General features: G+C 57.8%; 11 protein-coding genes. All 11 read right to left on the bottom strand.

All coding sequences use genetic code 11. The features are described 5' to 3' along the window. Nucleotides 1-5: 5 nt before the first annotated feature. The 11 genes from GX839_00740 to GX839_00790 all read right to left on the bottom strand — a co-directional run bounded on the left by GX839_00740 (nucleotide 6) and on the right by GX839_00790 (nucleotide 15,968). Nucleotides 6-950 (bottom strand): ABC transporter permease, encoded by a 945-nt coding sequence (locus GX839_00740; protein NLB04000.1) that lies wholly within the window; start codon nucleotides 948-950, stop codon nucleotides 6-8. After that, nucleotides 943-2,076 carry an ABC transporter permease gene (locus GX839_00745; GenBank protein ID NLB04001.1) on the bottom strand — a complete coding sequence of 378 codons (1,134 nt, stop codon included), beginning with the start codon at nucleotides 2,074-2,076 and terminating at the stop codon, nucleotides 943-945. Before GX839_00745 ends, GX839_00740 begins: the two co-directional genes overlap by 8 nt. Beyond that, the gene (locus tag GX839_00750) at nucleotides 2,069-3,628 is read right to left on the bottom strand and encodes an ABC transporter ATP-binding protein (GenBank protein NLB04002.1); all 1,560 of its coding nucleotides are present in this window, start codon (nucleotides 3,626-3,628) and stop codon (nucleotides 2,069-2,071) included. Before GX839_00750 ends, GX839_00745 begins: the two co-directional genes overlap by 8 nt. Before the next feature lie 124 nt (nucleotides 3,629-3,752). Beyond that, a complete protein-coding gene (locus tag GX839_00755) occupies nucleotides 3,753-4,895 on the bottom strand; it encodes a BMP family ABC transporter substrate-binding protein (protein ID NLB04003.1) in 1,143 nt (380 codons plus the stop codon). A gap of 253 nt (nucleotides 4,896-5,148) precedes the next feature. Next, nucleotides 5,149-6,306: an SH3 domain-containing protein gene (locus GX839_00760; GenBank protein NLB04004.1), complete on the bottom strand. Its 1,158-nt coding sequence runs from the start codon at nucleotides 6,304-6,306 to the stop codon at nucleotides 5,149-5,151. Next, nucleotides 6,299-6,697, bottom strand: coding sequence for a holo-ACP synthase (gene acpS / locus GX839_00765; GenBank protein ID NLB04005.1), 399 nt, complete (start codon nucleotides 6,695-6,697; stop codon nucleotides 6,299-6,301). Before acpS ends, GX839_00760 begins: the two co-directional genes overlap by 8 nt. Nucleotides 6,698-6,706: 9 nt before the next feature. Then, a complete protein-coding gene (locus GX839_00770; GenBank protein ID NLB04006.1) occupies nucleotides 6,707-7,726 on the bottom strand; it encodes an ATP-binding protein in 1,020 nt (339 codons plus the stop codon). Next, nucleotides 7,723-8,781: a DnaD domain protein gene (locus tag GX839_00775; GenBank protein ID NLB04007.1), complete on the bottom strand. Its 1,059-nt coding sequence runs from the start codon at nucleotides 8,779-8,781 to the stop codon at nucleotides 7,723-7,725. Before GX839_00775 ends, GX839_00770 begins: the two co-directional genes overlap by 4 nt. A gap of 74 nt (nucleotides 8,782-8,855) precedes the next feature. Continuing rightward, the gene (gene nifJ / locus GX839_00780; GenBank protein ID NLB04008.1) at nucleotides 8,856-12,395 is read right to left on the bottom strand and encodes a pyruvate:ferredoxin (flavodoxin) oxidoreductase; all 3,540 of its coding nucleotides are present in this window, start codon (nucleotides 12,393-12,395) and stop codon (nucleotides 8,856-8,858) included. A gap of 44 nt (nucleotides 12,396-12,439) precedes the next feature. After that, on the bottom strand, nucleotides 12,440-14,020 hold the full coding sequence (locus GX839_00785) for a 2,3-bisphosphoglycerate-independent phosphoglycerate mutase (GenBank protein ID NLB04009.1): 1,581 nt from the start codon (nucleotides 14,018-14,020) through the stop codon (nucleotides 12,440-12,442). A gap of 4 nt (nucleotides 14,021-14,024) precedes the next feature. Next, complete coding sequence (locus tag GX839_00790) at nucleotides 14,025-15,968, bottom strand: triose-phosphate isomerase (protein NLB04010.1); 1,944 nt, start codon at nucleotides 15,966-15,968, stop codon at nucleotides 14,025-14,027. Nucleotides 15,969-16,097: the final 129 nt, after the last annotated feature.

A 16,097-nucleotide genomic window follows, 5' to 3' on the forward strand; every position in this document is an offset into this window, starting at 1 on the left:
CCTTTTCAGACCCTCTTGATGGAGTGCTTGCGGGCCTTGCGCTTGAGACTGATGGAATAGATGACCAGGCCCAGCAGGGTGGTTACGTAGGGAATCAGGGAGACCAGGTAGCTGGAAACCCCCTGCAGCCCTGAGACCTTGGTCCTGAGCGCCTGGGCCAGGCCGAAAAGGAGTGAGGACAGCATACCGCCAACCGGCTCCCCCCGGCCCATGGCCTGGGCGGCCAGGGCGATGAAACCGCGGCCCGCAACAAAACCCGAGTTCCAGCCCTGCGAATAGTACATGGACATGAAAGCCCCGCCAAAGCCCGCCAGAGCGCCCGACAGGCCGATGGCAACATACTTGATCTTCAGGACGCTGACTCCGACACTTGATGCCGCATCCGGATTCTCCCCCACTGCCCGGATCTTGAGGCCAACCGGGGTTTTGTAGAGGAAGAGCCAGATCAGGAAAACGAAGAAGAAGGCCAGGTAGGTGAGCACCGCGTGACCCGATATGACTTCACCCAGAACGGGAATCTTGTCGATCAGGGGAATTTTAACAGTGGGGATCAGGATGTTGGGAGTAACCAGATTTCCCGTATTCCCCCGCAAGCCCGTGAACATGTTGAGCAGGAAAATGGTTCCCCCCGCACCCAACATATTGACGGCGATACCCACCAGGATGATATCCGTTTTCAATTTCAGGGCGAAAAAACCCATCATGAGTCCCAAAAGCATCCCCACAATGACTGCCCCCAGGACTCCGACCAGCCAGTTTTGAGTCCAGTAGGCAAAGAGGAAACCGAAAAGAGCCGTGATCATCATCGTGCCCTCAAGGCCAATGTTGACCACACCTGCCTTCTCAGCGACCACCGCTCCCAGGGTCGCAAAGAGAATGGGAGCCGTGATGCGGAGAATAGCAAAAAGAAAGTCTGCCTTAAAAATCGCCTGGAAGAGTTGCTCAAACATGGTTCTTGCCTCCGCCTGCATATTTCGAAGCGTCAAGCCTCATCAAGTCTTCCTGGGTGGTTTTGACCACGATTTTCTGTCTGTAACCCGACAGGAACTGCTCGGCGGCAAAGAAAAGGAAAATGGCCGCTTGGATAATGTCGATCATTTCGACAGGGACATCACAGTAGGTGGACATGAGCAGGCAGCCCTTATTCAGGTAGGCGATGAAAAAAGCCGCCAGGGGCACATAGGCGGGATTGTTCTTGGCCAGGATGGCGATGGTGATCCCCACCCAACCGTAGCCGGGCAGATCGCGCCACAAGTAGGTCGTGTAGCGGCCCAGGACTTCAAGGCTGCCACCCATGCCAGACAATAAACCGCCGATGACCTGGGCCAGCACAATGGTTCCACCCACATTCATACCTGAATAAAGTGAAAAGGACTCGTTGATACCGATCATACGGATGGCGTAACCCCACCGCGTACGGTAGAGGAAAAAAGTCACCAGAACGGTAGCGACAAGGGCAATGATGAATCCGACCGTAAGCTTGCTGTTGCCGGGTACCAGGGAGGGAATGACGGCTGTGGGCTTGAATTCCTTGGTCATGGTCGCCCCCTTGGTCCGGTCGGCGAAATGGAAATTCAGGTAGTGCAGCACGATATAGAGGAGAATAAAGTTAAGCATCAGGCTGGTCACCATCTCACTGGCTCCCAGTTTGACCTTGAGCAGGGCCGGAATCAGCATAATCAAGCCACAAGCGATGGTTGCGATCAGAACGCTGACGACCCAGTGCCAGCCTGAATTGATATTGAGGTAAACGCCCAGGATACCGCCAATGAAGCCGCCAGCGAGCACACAGCCTTCACCCGCCAGGTTGAACTGGTTGGCTGAGAACATAATCGTGACCGCAAGTCCCGTGAAAATGATGGGAATAGTCGCGGCCAGGACCTGGTAAATATACTGAATATTGAAAATGACGGATCCTTCGTTAAAGCTGACTAGTGGTCCGATGAGAAGATACCTCATGGCCGTGAAAGGTGTCTTGGACGTTATTAAAATAAGAATCATGGCAACCAGGAGCGCGATGCTGATGGCCGCCGCACCTCGTGTCACATTAAACAGTGTCATTCGCTTGTCACGCATGGGAAGCCCTCCCGATCTCCTCCTGGCTTTGGCGTTTCAGCCCGAGCATGTATTCACCCATCATGAGGTCGTCCCATTGGCCGTCATCAAAATAGCCGGCAATCCTCCCCTCATAGAGAACAATCAAGCTGTCGGACAGCTCCATGACCTCGTTCAGATCAGCGGATACCAGCAGAACTGCGGCGCCCGCCCTCGAAAGATCAACCAGTTTCTTGCGGATCAGTTCGGTGGCCCCCACATCGATACCCCGGGTGGGCTGGTCGGCAATGATCAGGATGGGATCGCTTGAAAATTCACGGGCAACGACGACCTTCTGGATGTTACCGCCGGACAACATGCCCACTTCCTGGCTCCTGGTTTTGCAAAGCACTGAATAGTCGGCGATCAGCCGGTCGCTTTCCTTGTTCAGCTCTTTCACCCGAAAAAGAGGTCCCCGGTTGAACCGCTTCTGGCGAAACCGGTCAGAGATTACGTTCTCCTCAACGCTGGCCGACTGGGCAACACCAAAGGTCATCCGATCCTCCGGCACATAGGAGACGCCGAGTGAACGGATTCTACCCTGGGGCTGTCCTATCAGATTTTCACCTCCGACAGTGACCGTCCCCTTTTCCGGCAGCCTCAGGCCAAAAAGAATATCGACCAGTTCCCGTTGGCCGTTGCCCTCAACACCCGCGATCCCCACAATCTCACCGCTGCGCACTGAAAAAGTTACCCCATCGAGGGCGTTTTTCCCCCACTCATTGATGTAGTGGAGGCCCTCAACATGCAAAACCAATTCGCCAGGCTCCGCTTTCTCCTTGTCCATCTGCAGGATGACGTCCCGCCCTACCATGAGCCGGGAAATTTCTTTTTCACTGATGGAACCGGTCTCGTGGACGCCCATCGATTTCCCAGCCCGCATGATGGTGATACGGTCCGTCAGTTCTTTGACTTCATTCAGTTTGTGCGATATGAAGATGATGGTGAAGCCCTGCTCCCGCAAATGGTTCAATTCTTCAAATAGAGTGGCCGTTTCCTGTGTCGTCAAAACAGCTGTCGGCTCATCCAGAATGAGGACGCGGGCGCCGCGTACCAAGGCTTTCAGTATTTCAACCTTTTGCTTCATGCCAGCTGTGATATCGGCAACGCGGGCAGTCGGCTCCACATGGAGATTGTATTTTTTCGCGTTTTCCACCGTCAGGGCAACCGCCTGTTTGTAATCAATAAAAAACCCGGTTTTTTTTGGCTCCATGCCCAGTACGATGTTTTCCGCCACGGTCAGGCTGGGAACCAGCATAAAATGCTGATGAACCATGCCGATGCCCATACCGATGGCGTCCGTCGGGCTTGAAAAATGAACCTGCTCCTCCCCGACGAAAATCTCCCCGCCGGTCGGTTTCTCCAAGCCAAAAAGGATCTTCATCAGGGTGGATTTGCCCGCCCCATTTTCACCGATTAAGGCATGGATTTCACCCGCCTTAACTGAAAAATCAACCTCCCGGTTGGCGGCAATACCGTTGGGATATATTTTTGTGATCCCCTTCATCCGGACAACGAGTTGGTCCTGATCCATTCGCTTGCTTCTCCTGTCTCCCTCAAGATGCGTCCTCCGGAACGCAAATCGACAAAAGGGGGCCTGCCTTCAGGCCCCCTTCCGGTTCTGATCCGATTGCCAATGCTATCGTCAATGGTGCCCGCTAGGGCTGCATTTCGTCGCGCAACTTGACAACACTCATGGATTCATCGCCAATGGCAGAGGAAACCTTGATGGTTCCTTCCCGCACTGCCTTTTCGGCCGCGAACACCTTGTCCTGGACTTCCTGGGGCGCGTATTTGACGAAGTTCTTGTCAGAGACAAAGCCAACACCGCCCTCAACCAGGCCCAGGTTTACTTCCTTGCCCCAGTAGGTGCGGCCGGCATCCCACTCGTCGAAGATCCAGATGATGGAATCGCCAACGTTCTTGAGGCCGGAGGTCAGGGTGATTGCCGCAAGCTCGGCTGACAGGGTCAGCTCCTGGTCGGAGTCAACGCCAATGAACCAGGCCTTGCCCGTCTCGAGTGCAGCTTCCGCACCGCCATTGCCTGAAAGACCCGCGACGCCCCAGATGATATCAGCCTTGTTGTCATTGATCATGGCAAGGCCCATCTCCTTGGCTGTCGCTGTGTCAACGTAGCTGTTGACGTAGCGGGTGTCGACTTTAACCTCCGGATCAGTTGCCTTGGCGCCTTCCAGGAAGCCGAAAAGGAAGTCGTTAATGACCGGGCTGTCAATGCCGCCGATGAATCCGACAACCTTCTCAGGATTGATGTTTTCAACCGAGGTCTGCGAGGTCATGGCCGCGGCAAAAACACCGATCAGATAGCCCATGTCGTTCTGGCGATAGCTCAGGTTGACCACATTATCGTTCTCGCCGACATGGGTGGTGTCGTCGTAGATGAGAAACTTCTGGTCGGGATAGGCATCGGCCGCTTCTTTCAGGTACTCCGGCATCTGGTAGGTGCCGCAGATGACAAGATCGTACGTGCCCATGGCCGCCACGTCCGCGATTGTCTGCTGCCATTTGGGCTGGTCGGCATCCGTGCCGCCCATCTCCTTGGTTTCATAGGTGATGCGGCCGGCGTCGGCCAGTTTCTTCAGGCCGGCTTCAGCCGAGTCAAAGAAGGACTTGTCACCCAGATTACCGTTGACCAGATTGACCACCTTGTAGACTTTGCCGGCAGGCTCCGTTGCTTCCGTTTTCGCAGGCTCAGTTTTACCCGGCTCCACAGGCTTCTTGTCGCAGGCTGCCATAGAGATGGCCAGGACGGCGACCAGAAGGAAAACAAGCATTTTTTTCATGTTTTTCTCCTTAAAAAATGATCTGTCCTCATATGAATATGAGGACGCTGTCTCTCCCCCCCTTGGACAGGATCGACATTTTCGATTTGTGTTATGAACGTCTTGCAAGACGAACCGTTTGGACAGGCACTGTTATCTGGTATGCAACACCATTCGGAACGCCCCGGACGAACACCATAGTGCATTGTACACATATAAGCGACGGCGGTCAATCATTAAACGGTCACAAATTCAACAGTTTGCGGGACTCCGATCAGCTTTCAGGCGCATAGCGCCTGACTCCCTTGATCCGCTTCACAAGCTCCCGCGCGCCGGACGATTCGATGTCCAGCAGGCGCAGGGTGGATCGGCCCGGAAGTCCTATCAACAGCTGATCATCCGCTACCCTCATGCCCACAGTTACCAGGGAATCCGGATCTGATTTTGAATGGAAGAAAACCACGTCCCCTTCCTCCATGGACTTCAAATCGGGTTCCCCCTCCTCAGTTTTCGCCAGCTCCACCGGCAGGCCCTCCCCGAAGAGCGTGCCGCGGTCGCGGGACAAATTCAGGCCATTCAAAAGACCGGCTACGTGGATGGCGCCTTCGGGGCTGATGCCGCGCGCTGTCACGCCCCCGGGGATGACAGGACTGTTGTAAAAGGTCATCATGGTCGCCGCCAGGAGCTGCTGGACATTTTCTTCCGGGACCAGGGCCGACAAAGGCGGGACCAGCATGACACCCGAAGTGTTGATCCAGCCTGTCTTCAGATCAGGCAGCTTGACCCGGAGCAGGTCGCCGTTGCGGTAATCGGCGTAGAGGATGGTCCCCATGGGTGCCTCCACCAGCAGCGAACCCGAGCGGGCATGGCTCATGACCCGCTTGAAAGGCACGCGCACCATGACTCTGGCCACACTGCCCTCTGGTGAGATGGACCAGGTATCAGCTGAAAGATGGGATCGCCTGATGTAGCCCTCCACTCCGTCATCCAGGCGGACCCGGATAAAAGCCCTGTCCCGGGTATCCAGCATGGTCACGTGCTCGTTGAGGAGGGCCTCGGTCACCCGCAGGCTGGCAACGTCCGGCAAAGAGAAGACGGGCGCCGCGGATGCGCTTACCACGGCCGTATCCCTGGCGTGCAGGTATTGGTCCCAGCCTGGCGGCAGCGTTTCCTGGGCCGGGGGCGTGACATCAAAGTCGAAGGTCTTTTCAGAGATTTGCGGGACAACAAAAAACAGGCCTGCCATGATGAGGGTAAAGACCAGGCCGGCAATCAGCCAGGGAGGAATCCGCCGTTTCCTTTTGCTGAGAAAAACCTGCCGGCTTTTCTTTTTTTCCTCCAGGGGGGATTGCGACGCCCCCTGATCCGGGGGGATGCCCCGCCTGATTTCAATCTTTGGCGGCCCGGCACGCTTGTTTTCCCCGTCAGTCATCTTCCGCCTCCCCTTTCAGGCCAGGAACTGTATCCAAGATACAGAAGGCGAGGGCGTACTCATTTTCATGTGAGATGCTGAGTGACAGCGACCGGCCGCCCCTCTTTTGATAGAGCGCCCGGGCGGCGCTGTGCAGGGTTACTTCCGGTGCGCCGTCCCTGCCGCTCCGGATCTCGATATCCCGAAAGCGGACTCCTTCCCGGCCAATACCGGTTCCCAGTGCCTTGGAGACGGCTTCCTTGGCAGCAAAACGGCCCGCCAGCCTCCGCGGGTCACCACAACAGACAGCTAATTCCTCTTCCGTGAAGATGCGGCCGAGAAAGCGGCTACCATGCTTTGCCATGACCCGTTCGAAACGTTTGACCGAAATGAGATCAACTCCGGTGCGCATAAGATTCCATTAAGGTATCTGGTGTTTTTTCCGCAGCCGCAAATCATCGCCGATGAAGGCATACTTGAGGAAGTTGCCGTTGAGACGGCTGGCGATGCGGCGGTCATAAAGGCGGGAAAAATCGGCCACCTCGATGTTGGAGGCGATGATGGTGGCAAGTTTGCGGTGCTGGCGCGCGTCAAGCAGGAGGATCAGCTGGGCATAGGTGTCGGGCGTTACCGGCTCCGTTCCCAGGTCATCAATCAGCAAAAGCTCCCAGGTCTGGAGGGCCTTGAAAAGCAGGGAGGTCTCTTCCAGGAGCTCAGGGTCGGGCCGGTAGGAGGCTTTTTGCCTTTTGTGCCGGGTGATCAAATCGAAAAGATTGGGGGCTGTCATGTAGACAACCGATTTGCCCTCATCCATCAGCCGGTGGCCAATGCACTGCATGAGGAAGGTCTTGCCGGTTCCCGGCGCTCCCGAGAAGAACAGGTTCCGGTCACGCAGGCGGTTGAAATGACCCGTGTAGAGCTGGGCCATCTGCAGGTAATCCGCCATCTGTTCCCGGGCCGAAACCCGGGTATCGCCGCACTTGAGCTTCTCATTGCTGAAGAGGTTGAGGTTGAAGCTGGCGAAGGTGTGGCTTTCGTCCATGACATCGGGGAAATAGGCGGGCAGAATCTCCTGGATAATCTGCCTGCGGCACCGGCACCAGTCCCCGTCCGCCCGGCCGGTATCATTGCAGGCACGGCAGACATAAGCCGGCTGATCGTAACCGTCGGCAATGCTGTGCCGCTTTAAAAAAGAAAGCCGCTCTTTTTCGAGGAGGGCAAAAGCCTCTGCTCCCGATCCGGCCGGTCCCCGCTCCTGACCCACCACAGCCAGGAGCTGATTCAGCCCGGCCTCCCTGAGCTGCCTGTCAAGCTCCTCCAGCCGGGGAAAACGGGCATAGAGCTGCTCCACCCGCTCATCCCGTACCTTGAAAGCCTCATTGCGCCTCCGCTCATAGATACGGATCACGTCATCGTTGATTCTCTGGGTCAGGCTTTTCATGCTTCCAATCCGTCTTCCGGCTCCTCCGGGTTGATGCGGGGCATCCGCGTATCATAGCCCGCCTCGCTGCCCAAAGCGCGTTCTTCGCCCTCCCTGAAATTGCCGCGGTTATCCCTGACCGGTACCTGTTTGCTCCTGGCCCGCGCTGCATCGCTTTGCCGGTCTTTCTCATGCTTTCTGACTTCATCAAGGGTGGTCAGCCCGGACTCATGCCAATCTTTCAGGACGGCCGTCACAAAACGGATACTGGGTTTGGATGCCCCCCGCGTCTTCGAGAGCGCCTCGTCAATGATCTCCCGGTCATAGCCGAATTCATCGATCCACATATCAATGTCTTTCAGGTCGTATTCCGTCAAGAGGCGGCGCAGCTTCTTGCCCACGTAGGCCTTGATCTTGTTTTTCTCGAGAAAGCGGGCGTAGTAGACAGACAACTGGTCATAGGTGCGGACCCCTGCCGCCGCCCAGTCCTCAGCGATCCGGTTGGCATAGCCGGGACCGTCCAGCCTGTTGTTGTTGGCGGCCTCCTGAAAGAGGGCGTAGACCACTTCCGGTTCAAAGCCATAGGCCTCAAACCATCGGTCAATCTGGTCATACCACATAAAGGTCATGATCCCCTGGAAAAAGGTCATTTTGATCAGGTTAACCATCCGTTCCCGCTCCTGGTTCAGGTTCTCACGTTCAGTGATCTCACTGGGCAGGGAGGAGGCGATGGGCCGGTATCTTTTTTGCAATTCAAGCATCTTGAGATCGGTGATTGAAATATCGGTATCCCCGACAATAATCAGATGCATGCGCTGGAGTTCAAGCAGGGATTCATCAACGGCCTCTTCCGAGATCCCCAGCCGGTCGGCGATGTCAGCCCGGGTGGCATCACGCGATCCGTAGGCGGATACGCTGTTCAGAAAGAGATAGCACTTGACCGCGTTGCCGCTCAATTTCGGCATCATGTCATGAATGAATAAATCAGGGACAGGCGTGTCGCTGAACATGATCGAATGATCTTCCTTGATACGCAAAGCAGGCACCCCTCTCTTACGACCGTCGTGCCTTCTCATCTTAGCAGACTCCGGTCAAGTGACAGGGGGAGAACCTGCAGGTTCCCCCCCGACTTGCCATGAATTACGGACAGCTAGTCCGCCTCTGCCATGCGAAGATAGGCCTGGTAGCGCTCATCCGCGGCCTGGCGGGCGCGCTCGAAGATCTCATTCACCTTATCTTCAGAATACTTTTTGTAAAGTGATGTGTAGCGGACCTCCCGCTCCAGGAATTCTCTGTAATCCCGGGTCGGCGGCTTGGAGTCCAGGACGAAGGGATTCTTGACCGGATCCTCGGCCCTGAGCGCCGGGTTATAGCGCCACAGATGCCAGTATCCCGTCTCGACCGCGTCCTTTTCCCGTTGCTGTGACAGGGCCAGGCCGCCCCGGATCCCGTGATTGATGCAGGGCGAGTAGGCGATGACCAGGGAGGGGCCATTCCAGGCCTCCGCTTCGCGGAGCGCCCGCAGGGTCTGCGCCTGGCTGGCGCCCATGGCAATCTGGGCGACATAGACATAGCCGTAGGCAACGGCCATCATGCCCAGATCTTTTTTCTTGAGCGGTTTGCCGCCCGCGGCGAACTGTGCGACCGCGCCCAGCTGGGTCGCCTTGGAAGCCTGCCCGCCCGTATTGGAATAGACTTCCGTATCCAGAACCAGGACATTGACATCCTCGCCGGAAGCCAGGACATGATCCAGGCCGCCGTAGCCGATGTCGTAGGCCCAGCCGTCACCCCCGATAATCCAGGTGGAGCGCAGCATGAGATAGTCCTTGAGCTCCAGGATCCGGTCGCGAAGCGCTGCACTTTTTCCGGACAATTCGGCTTCAGTCAGGGCGAAGATCAGCTTGGCAGCAATGCCCCGGGCCCCGTCCTTGACGTCCTTATTCTCGAACCAGTCTTCCAGGGACTGGCGCAAACCCGCGGGGAGATCCTTGCTTCCCAGCAAAGTCTCCAGGTAGCCGGTCACCCGGTCGCGGATCTGCTTGACGCCCAGGTGCATGCCCATACCGTATTCCGCATTGTCCTCAAAAAGCGAGTTGGCCCAGGAGGGCCCGAAGCCCTCGTCATTGACGCAGTAGGGCATGGAGGGGGCGGAACCTCCCCATATGGAGGAACAGCCGGTCGCGTTGGCGATCATCATGCGGTCGCCGAAGAGCTGGGTTGTCAGGCGGACGTAAGGCGTCTCACCGCAGCCGGCGCAGGCGCCGGAGAACTCCAGAAGCGGCCTTTCAAACTGGCTGCCCTTGACGGTCATCTTGTTCAGGGGATTGGGCTTCCTGGAAAGTGACTGTGCGTACTCCCAGTGTTCCGCTTCCAGCATGTGCTCTTCCAGGGGTTCCATGACCAGGGCTTTTTCCTTGGCCGGGCAGACCTGGGCACAGGATCCGCAGCCGGTGCAGTCGAGTGCGGAAATCTGAATCCTGAAGCCGTACTGGTCGTAAGGCTTCATGCCTTTGACGGTTTTAAAGGTGTCCGGCGCCTTGGCCTCCTCTTCTTCCGTCAGCAGGAAGGGCCGGATGACGGCGTGGGGGCAAACGTAGGCGCACTGATTGCACTGAATGCAGTTTTCAGGAATCCAGCGGGGCACATTGATGGCAATTCCGCGTTTCTCGTATTGGGCGGTCGCCTGAGGCATGGTCCCGTCCACGTGATCCATGAAGACGGAGACAGGCAGGCTGTCGCCTTCCTGACGGTTCATGACATCGGCAATATTGAGCACGAAAGCAGGGGCCTCCCGGAACCGGACCGGGGTATCCGCCGCGTCGCGCCAATGGGCAGGAACCTTGACCTCCCGGACCTGTTCAATGCCGGCATCGACGGCCTGGTAGTTCATCCTGACCACATCCTCGCCCTTGTCGCCGTAAGACCGGACAATGGCCTCCTTCATGTGCCGGACGGCTTCTTCGACCGGGATGACCTGGCTGATCTGGAAAAAGGCCGCCTGGCAGATGGTGTTGATCCGGCTCCCAAGGCCCAGTTCCTGTGCGATGGCGACCGCATCGATGATGTAGAAGCGGATGTCATTTTGCGCCAGGTAGCGCTTGACATGACCGGGGAGGAAGCCGTCGAGTTCCTCTTCTGTCCGTGTTGTATTGAGCAGGAAGGATCCGCCCTTTTTGAGCGCCTTCAGCATGTCGTATTTATCGATATAGGCCTGGTTGTGGCAGGCGACAAAATCGGCATTTTCAACCAGGTAGGGTGCCCGGATGGGAGAGTTGCCGAAACGGAGGTCCGAGATAGTCACGCCCCCCGACTTCTTTGAGTCATAGGAGAAGTAGGCCTGGGCGTACATGGGCGTGTTGTCGCCGATGATCTTGATGGAGTTCTGGTTGGCCCCCACGGTCCCGTCTGAGCCCAGTCCCCAGAAACGCGCCGCGAAGGTTCCTTCGGGCGAAACTTCCAGCGGTTCGGTGACAGGCAGCGAAAGGTGGGTGACATCGTCCTCGATGCCGATGGTGAACTCCGTCCTGGGCGCATCTTCCGCCAGCATGTCAAAGACGGCCTTGATCTGTGAGGGCGCGGTATCCTTGGAACCCAGCCCGTAGCGGCCGCCTGAGACCAGGATGGGGCTGTTGGCGCAGGAGAGGGCCGATACCACGTCGAGATAGAGGGCCTCGCCGGGCGCCCCCGGCTCCTTGGAGCGGTCCAGGACCGCCAGTTTCTTCACGGTCGGCGGGATGGCCTCCAGCAACCTGTCAGCGCTGAAGGGCCGGAAGAGATGAACATGGATGACGCCTGTCTTTCTTCCGCGGCAGTTCAGATAATCGGCCGTTTCACAGATGGTGTCATAGACGGACCCCATGCAGATGATGATCTCCTCCGCCTCCGGATCCCCGTGGTAGACAAAAGGTTTATACGTCCGGCCCGTCAGTTTGCTGATTTCCTCCATGTAGTGCTCGACCACCTGGGGAACCTGATCGTAAAACTGGTTGGGGGCCTCCTTCATCTGGAAGAAAATGTCCGGATTCTGCGCCGTGCCCCGGATGCAGGGATCGTTGGGGGTCAGACCGCGTTTCCTGAAAGCATCCAGGGCCTCCATGTCGACCAGCCCTGCCAGGTCTTCATAGTCCAGCTGCTCGATCTTCTGGATCTCATGCGAGGTCCGGAAACCGTCGAAAAAGTGCAGGAAGGGCACCCGGCTTTTGATGGCAGAAAGGTGGGCGATGACGCCCAGATCCATGGCTGCCTGGACGCCGTGCGAGGCCAGGATGGCAAAACCTGTCTGCCTGGCGGCCATGACATCGCTGTGGTCGCCGAAGATGGAGAGGGCGTGGCCGGCGATGGCCCGGGCCGACACGTGGAAAACGGCGGGCAAAAGCTCACCGGATATCTTGTACATGTTGGGAATCATGAGAAGCAGGCCCTGGGAAGCCGTATAGGTGGTGGTCAGGGCACCGGTGGCAAGCGATCCGTGAACGAAGCCGGCAGCTCCCCCTTCGGACTGCATTTCAATCACTTTCACGGTCTGCCCGAAGATGTTCTTTCGCCCCTGCTGGGACCATTGGTCCACACTGTCCGCCATTCCGGATGAGGGCGTAATCGGGTAGATTCCGGCGACTTCAGTAAAAGCATACGACGCGTAAGCAGCCGCCGTATTTCCGTCCATTGTCACGTAGTTTTTCTTTTTAGACATTCCATTTCCCCTATCGTATTCAAAGCCTGTTAAAACCCGAACCATTATAGCACGCCAGCCGCCGGCCGCCTCCACAAGGAGCGGCCCGTCATCTCCCTGGGGATCTCAATCCCCAGAAGATCCAGCATGGTCGGCGCCAGATCCGCCAGCCGGCCGTCATCCAGCGTCCCTTGACGGAGCCCGGCCCCGATCAGCTTGACCGGGTTGGTCGTGTGGGCGGTAAAAGAACCGCCATTGACCGGATCGATCATCTCCTCCAGGTTGCCGTGGTCGGCCGTGACAAAGGCGACACCGCCCCGGTCCAGGATGGCCGGGACGATCCTCGACATACACTGGTCGACCGTCTCCAGCGCGCGGACCGCCGCTTCAAAGATCCCTGTATGACCGATCATGTCGCCGTTTGCAAAATTCAGGATGATAACGTCGGGCGCATCTTCCTCCATGGCTTCCAAAAGGCGGTCCGTTACCTCAATGGCGCTCATCTCCGGCTGCAGGTCGTAAGTGGGAACCTGGGGGGACGGCACCAGGATACGCCGTTCACCCGCGAAGGGCTCTTCCCTGCCTCCGTTGAAAAAGAAGGTCACGTGGGCGTATTTTTCCGTTTCGGCAATCCGAAGCTGGGTCAGGCCGGCATCCGAGACGGCCTGGCCGAAAATGCCCGTCAGCTTTTCGGGTGGAAAAGCCGTTTTAAAATCCTTGAAGGACTCAAAATCAGCGCTGTACTCCGCCATGCCGACATATGCCAGTCCCAGAGGTGAAGCCAGGACCGGGAATTCCTTGAAACCGGGCTGGCAGAAAGCCCGGGTCAGCTCCCTTGCCCGGTCGGGCCTGAAATTGAAGAATATGAAGCTGTCCCCGCCCCTGATGGGGGCCACCGGTTGCCCGTCCGGCTTGATCATGAGGACGGGCAGGATGAACTCATCGGTCACCCCGCGTGCGTAGGAAGCCCGGATAGCGGCCACCGGATCGGTCGCCCGCTCCCCGTCGAAATCGACAGCTGTCAGGGCCCGGTAAGCTTTTTCCACCCGGTCCCAGCGGTTGTCGCGATCCATGGCATAGTAGCGGCCGCCCAGCGTCGCCACCCGGCCCAGACCGGCCTGCCGGATATGATCCAGCAGGGCTTCCATGTAACCGGCGCCGGATTCAGGCGGGGTGTCACGGCCGTCAAAGAAAGCGTGAATGGCCAGATCGCGCACACCGTTTTCCCTGGCCATGTCAATCAGGGCAAAAAGATGTTTGATATGACTGTGGACGCCGCCGTCCGAGAGCAGGCCGGCCAGATGGAGGGTGGACCCCATCTGGACTGCCCGTCGCATGGCCCACAAAAGGGCTTCATTTTTGAAGAAACTTCCGTCATCGACGGCGTTGCTGATCCGCAGGAGATCCTGGTAGACAATCCGGCCGGCCCCGATGTTGGTGTGCCCCACTTCCGAGTTGCCCATCTGTCCTTCAGGCAGGCCGACATCACGGCCGCTTGTCTGAATCACTGACTCGGGCCATCTGGCGGACAGGCTGTCAAGATAAGGCGTTCTGGCCGCCAGGACCGCATTGCCTTCAATTTTTTGCGACAGGCCCCAGCCGTCCAGGATCAGGAGGGCAACGGGGCCTTCAGGTTTTTGGGTCATGGCCTTACCCCTTGGCGATGGCGCCGAATTCGGCAGCATCAAGGGAGGCACCCCCGACCAGCCCGCCGTCAACGTGCGGCTGGGCGAAGAGCCCGGCAGCGTTCTGGCTGTTGATGGAACCGCCATAGAGAATTTTGGCCATCGTTGCGGCCGCCTCTCCATAGAGGTCATTCAGCAGAGCCCGGATGTGGGCACAGGCCTCTTCAGCTTGCGCATCAGTCGCCGTATCCCCTGTACCAATGGCCCAGACCGGCTCATAGGCAATCATGATCTGACAGAGCGAATCAGGCGCAATCCCGTCGAAGGCGGCTTTGACCTGCCTTGAGAGTACGGTTTCCGTTTCCCCCTTCTGTCTCTCCTCTTTCAACTCGCCCACACAGATAATGGGGCGGACACCCCAGCCAAGCGCTGCCTTGACTTTGGCATTGACCGTCTGGTCGGTTTCACCAAAGTATGCGCGCCGCTCGGAATGCCCGATAACGACGTAGGACACATGCATTTCAGCCAGCATCTTCATGGATACTTCACCCGTAAAGGCGCCCTTGTCATCCTGATGACCATTTTGTGCCGCCACCCGCACCGGCGTCCCCGCGGCATGGGAAACAGCCGCATCAAGGGCTGTAAAGGGTACGGCCACGATCACTTTGGAAGGGGCCGCGGCTGCATAGGGCATGAGCTGATCGATGAAGGAAAGCGCTTCGGATGGCACACCGTAATTCATCTTCCAGTTGCCTGCGGAGACGAGTCCGCGCGGGTCGCGGTCAAGCAGGCAGTCGATCCCGGGGAGTACCTTGCCTTCCAGAAATTCCAGCGAAGCCCCCCCGCCTGTCGAAATATGGGTGACCCTGGAGGCAAAACCCAGCTGCTCCATGGCGGCGGCTGAGTCGCCGCCCCCGATGATGGAGACGATGCCCGCATCGGCGATGGCCTGGGCAACTTTTCGCGTCCCCCGGCTGAAGGCTTCAAATTCAAAGACGCCGACCGGCCCGTTCCATACAACGGTGCCGGATTTGGAAATGATGTCACCGAAGAGTTCAGCTGTTTTGGGACCGATGTCAAGCCCCATCATGTCGTCCGGAATCTGGTTGGAAGGCACAATGACGGGGGTGGCATCTGCCGCGTAGCGGTCCGAAACCGTGGTGTCAACCGGCAGAACCAGATTGACGCCCTTTTCTTCGGCAAGCGCCATCAATTCCCTGGCCAGATCGAGCTTATCGGCTTCACAGATGGAGCTGCCTACCGGCCAGCCCTTGGCGGCCTGGAAGGTATAGGCCATGCCGCCTCCGATCAGGAGATTGTCCACATTATCGATCAGGTTGCGGATGACGCCGATTTTGTCAAAGACCTTGGCCCCGCCCAAAATAGCGGTCAATGGCCGCTTGGGTTCGCTGACCGCCCGGCCCAGCATCTCGAGCTCGCGGTTGATGGTATAGCCTGCAACCGCTGGCAGGAAAGAGGCGACACCTGCTGTCGAGGCATGTGCCCGGTGCACGGCGCCAAAGGCGTCGCTGGCGTAAAGCTCGGCCATGGAGGCCAATTTTTTTGCGAATTCGGGCCTGTTTTTTGTCTCCTCTTTATGGTAGCGGACGTTTTCCAGAAGCAGAATTTCCCCTTCGCCGACTTCCTTGGCTTTGGCCATGGCATCCGGCCCGATCACGTCTTTGGCCAGGGTGACGGGAAGGCCCGTCAGTTCTGCCAGACGGGCGGCCACCGGCTCCAGGGAGAGGGCAGGGTCAAAGCCTTTGGGCCTCCCCAGGTGTGAGACAATAATCAGGCGAGCCCCGCGCTCAACAAGGGAGCGGATGGTCGGGATGGCCGCCCTGATCCTCCGGTCATCGGTGATCTTGCCCGTTTCGGGGTCCAGTGGCACGTTGAATTCGGCGCGAAGCAGAACCCGCTTGCCCTTGACGTCCACATCATCAATTGTTTTTTTGTCGTAGCTAATCATTTTTCCCTCACTTATTCTCATGCACACCGGCGGCGCCGGCCTGCCATAATAATCCCGGGCAACACGAAGCGGCCCCTGTCCAGTTTAACGCCCGCTCGAAAATTCCGCAGTTGGCATTTCTCCGAATAT

The sequence above is a fragment of the Fastidiosipila sp. genome, from assembly GCA_012511175.1.
Taxonomy (GTDB): domain Bacteria; phylum Bacillota; class Clostridia; order Saccharofermentanales; family DTU023; genus UBA4923.

What these genes read in the sequence shown, in the direction of transcription:
- nifJ (NLB04008.1), bottom strand. Translation starts at nt 12,395, where the DNA reads ATGTCTAAAAAGAAAAACTACGTGACAATGGACGGAAATACGGCGGCT.
- GX839_00750 (NLB04002.1), bottom strand. Translation starts at nt 3,628, where the DNA reads ATGGATCAGGACCAACTCGTTGTCCGGATGAAGGGGATCACAAAAATA.
- GX839_00770 (NLB04006.1), bottom strand. Translation starts at nt 7,726, where the DNA reads ATGAAAAGCCTGACCCAGAGAATCAACGATGACGTGATCCGTATCTAT.
- GX839_00785 (NLB04009.1), bottom strand. Translation starts at nt 14,020, where the DNA reads ATGACCCAAAAACCTGAAGGCCCCGTTGCCCTCCTGATCCTGGACGGC.
- GX839_00755 (NLB04003.1), bottom strand. Translation starts at nt 4,895, where the DNA reads ATGAAAAAAATGCTTGTTTTCCTTCTGGTCGCCGTCCTGGCCATCTCT.
- GX839_00740 (NLB04000.1), bottom strand. Translation starts at nt 950, where the DNA reads ATGTTTGAGCAACTCTTCCAGGCGATTTTTAAGGCAGACTTTCTTTTT.
- GX839_00745 (NLB04001.1), bottom strand. Translation starts at nt 2,076, where the DNA reads ATGCGTGACAAGCGAATGACACTGTTTAATGTGACACGAGGTGCGGCG.
- GX839_00775 (NLB04007.1), bottom strand. Translation starts at nt 8,781, where the DNA reads ATGAGAAGGCACGACGGTCGTAAGAGAGGGGTGCCTGCTTTGCGTATC.
- GX839_00790 (NLB04010.1), bottom strand. Translation starts at nt 15,968, where the DNA reads ATGATTAGCTACGACAAAAAAACAATTGATGATGTGGACGTCAAGGGC.
- GX839_00760 (NLB04004.1), bottom strand. Translation starts at nt 6,306, where the DNA reads ATGACTGACGGGGAAAACAAGCGTGCCGGGCCGCCAAAGATTGAAATC.
- acpS (NLB04005.1), bottom strand. Translation starts at nt 6,697, where the DNA reads ATGCGCACCGGAGTTGATCTCATTTCGGTCAAACGTTTCGAACGGGTC.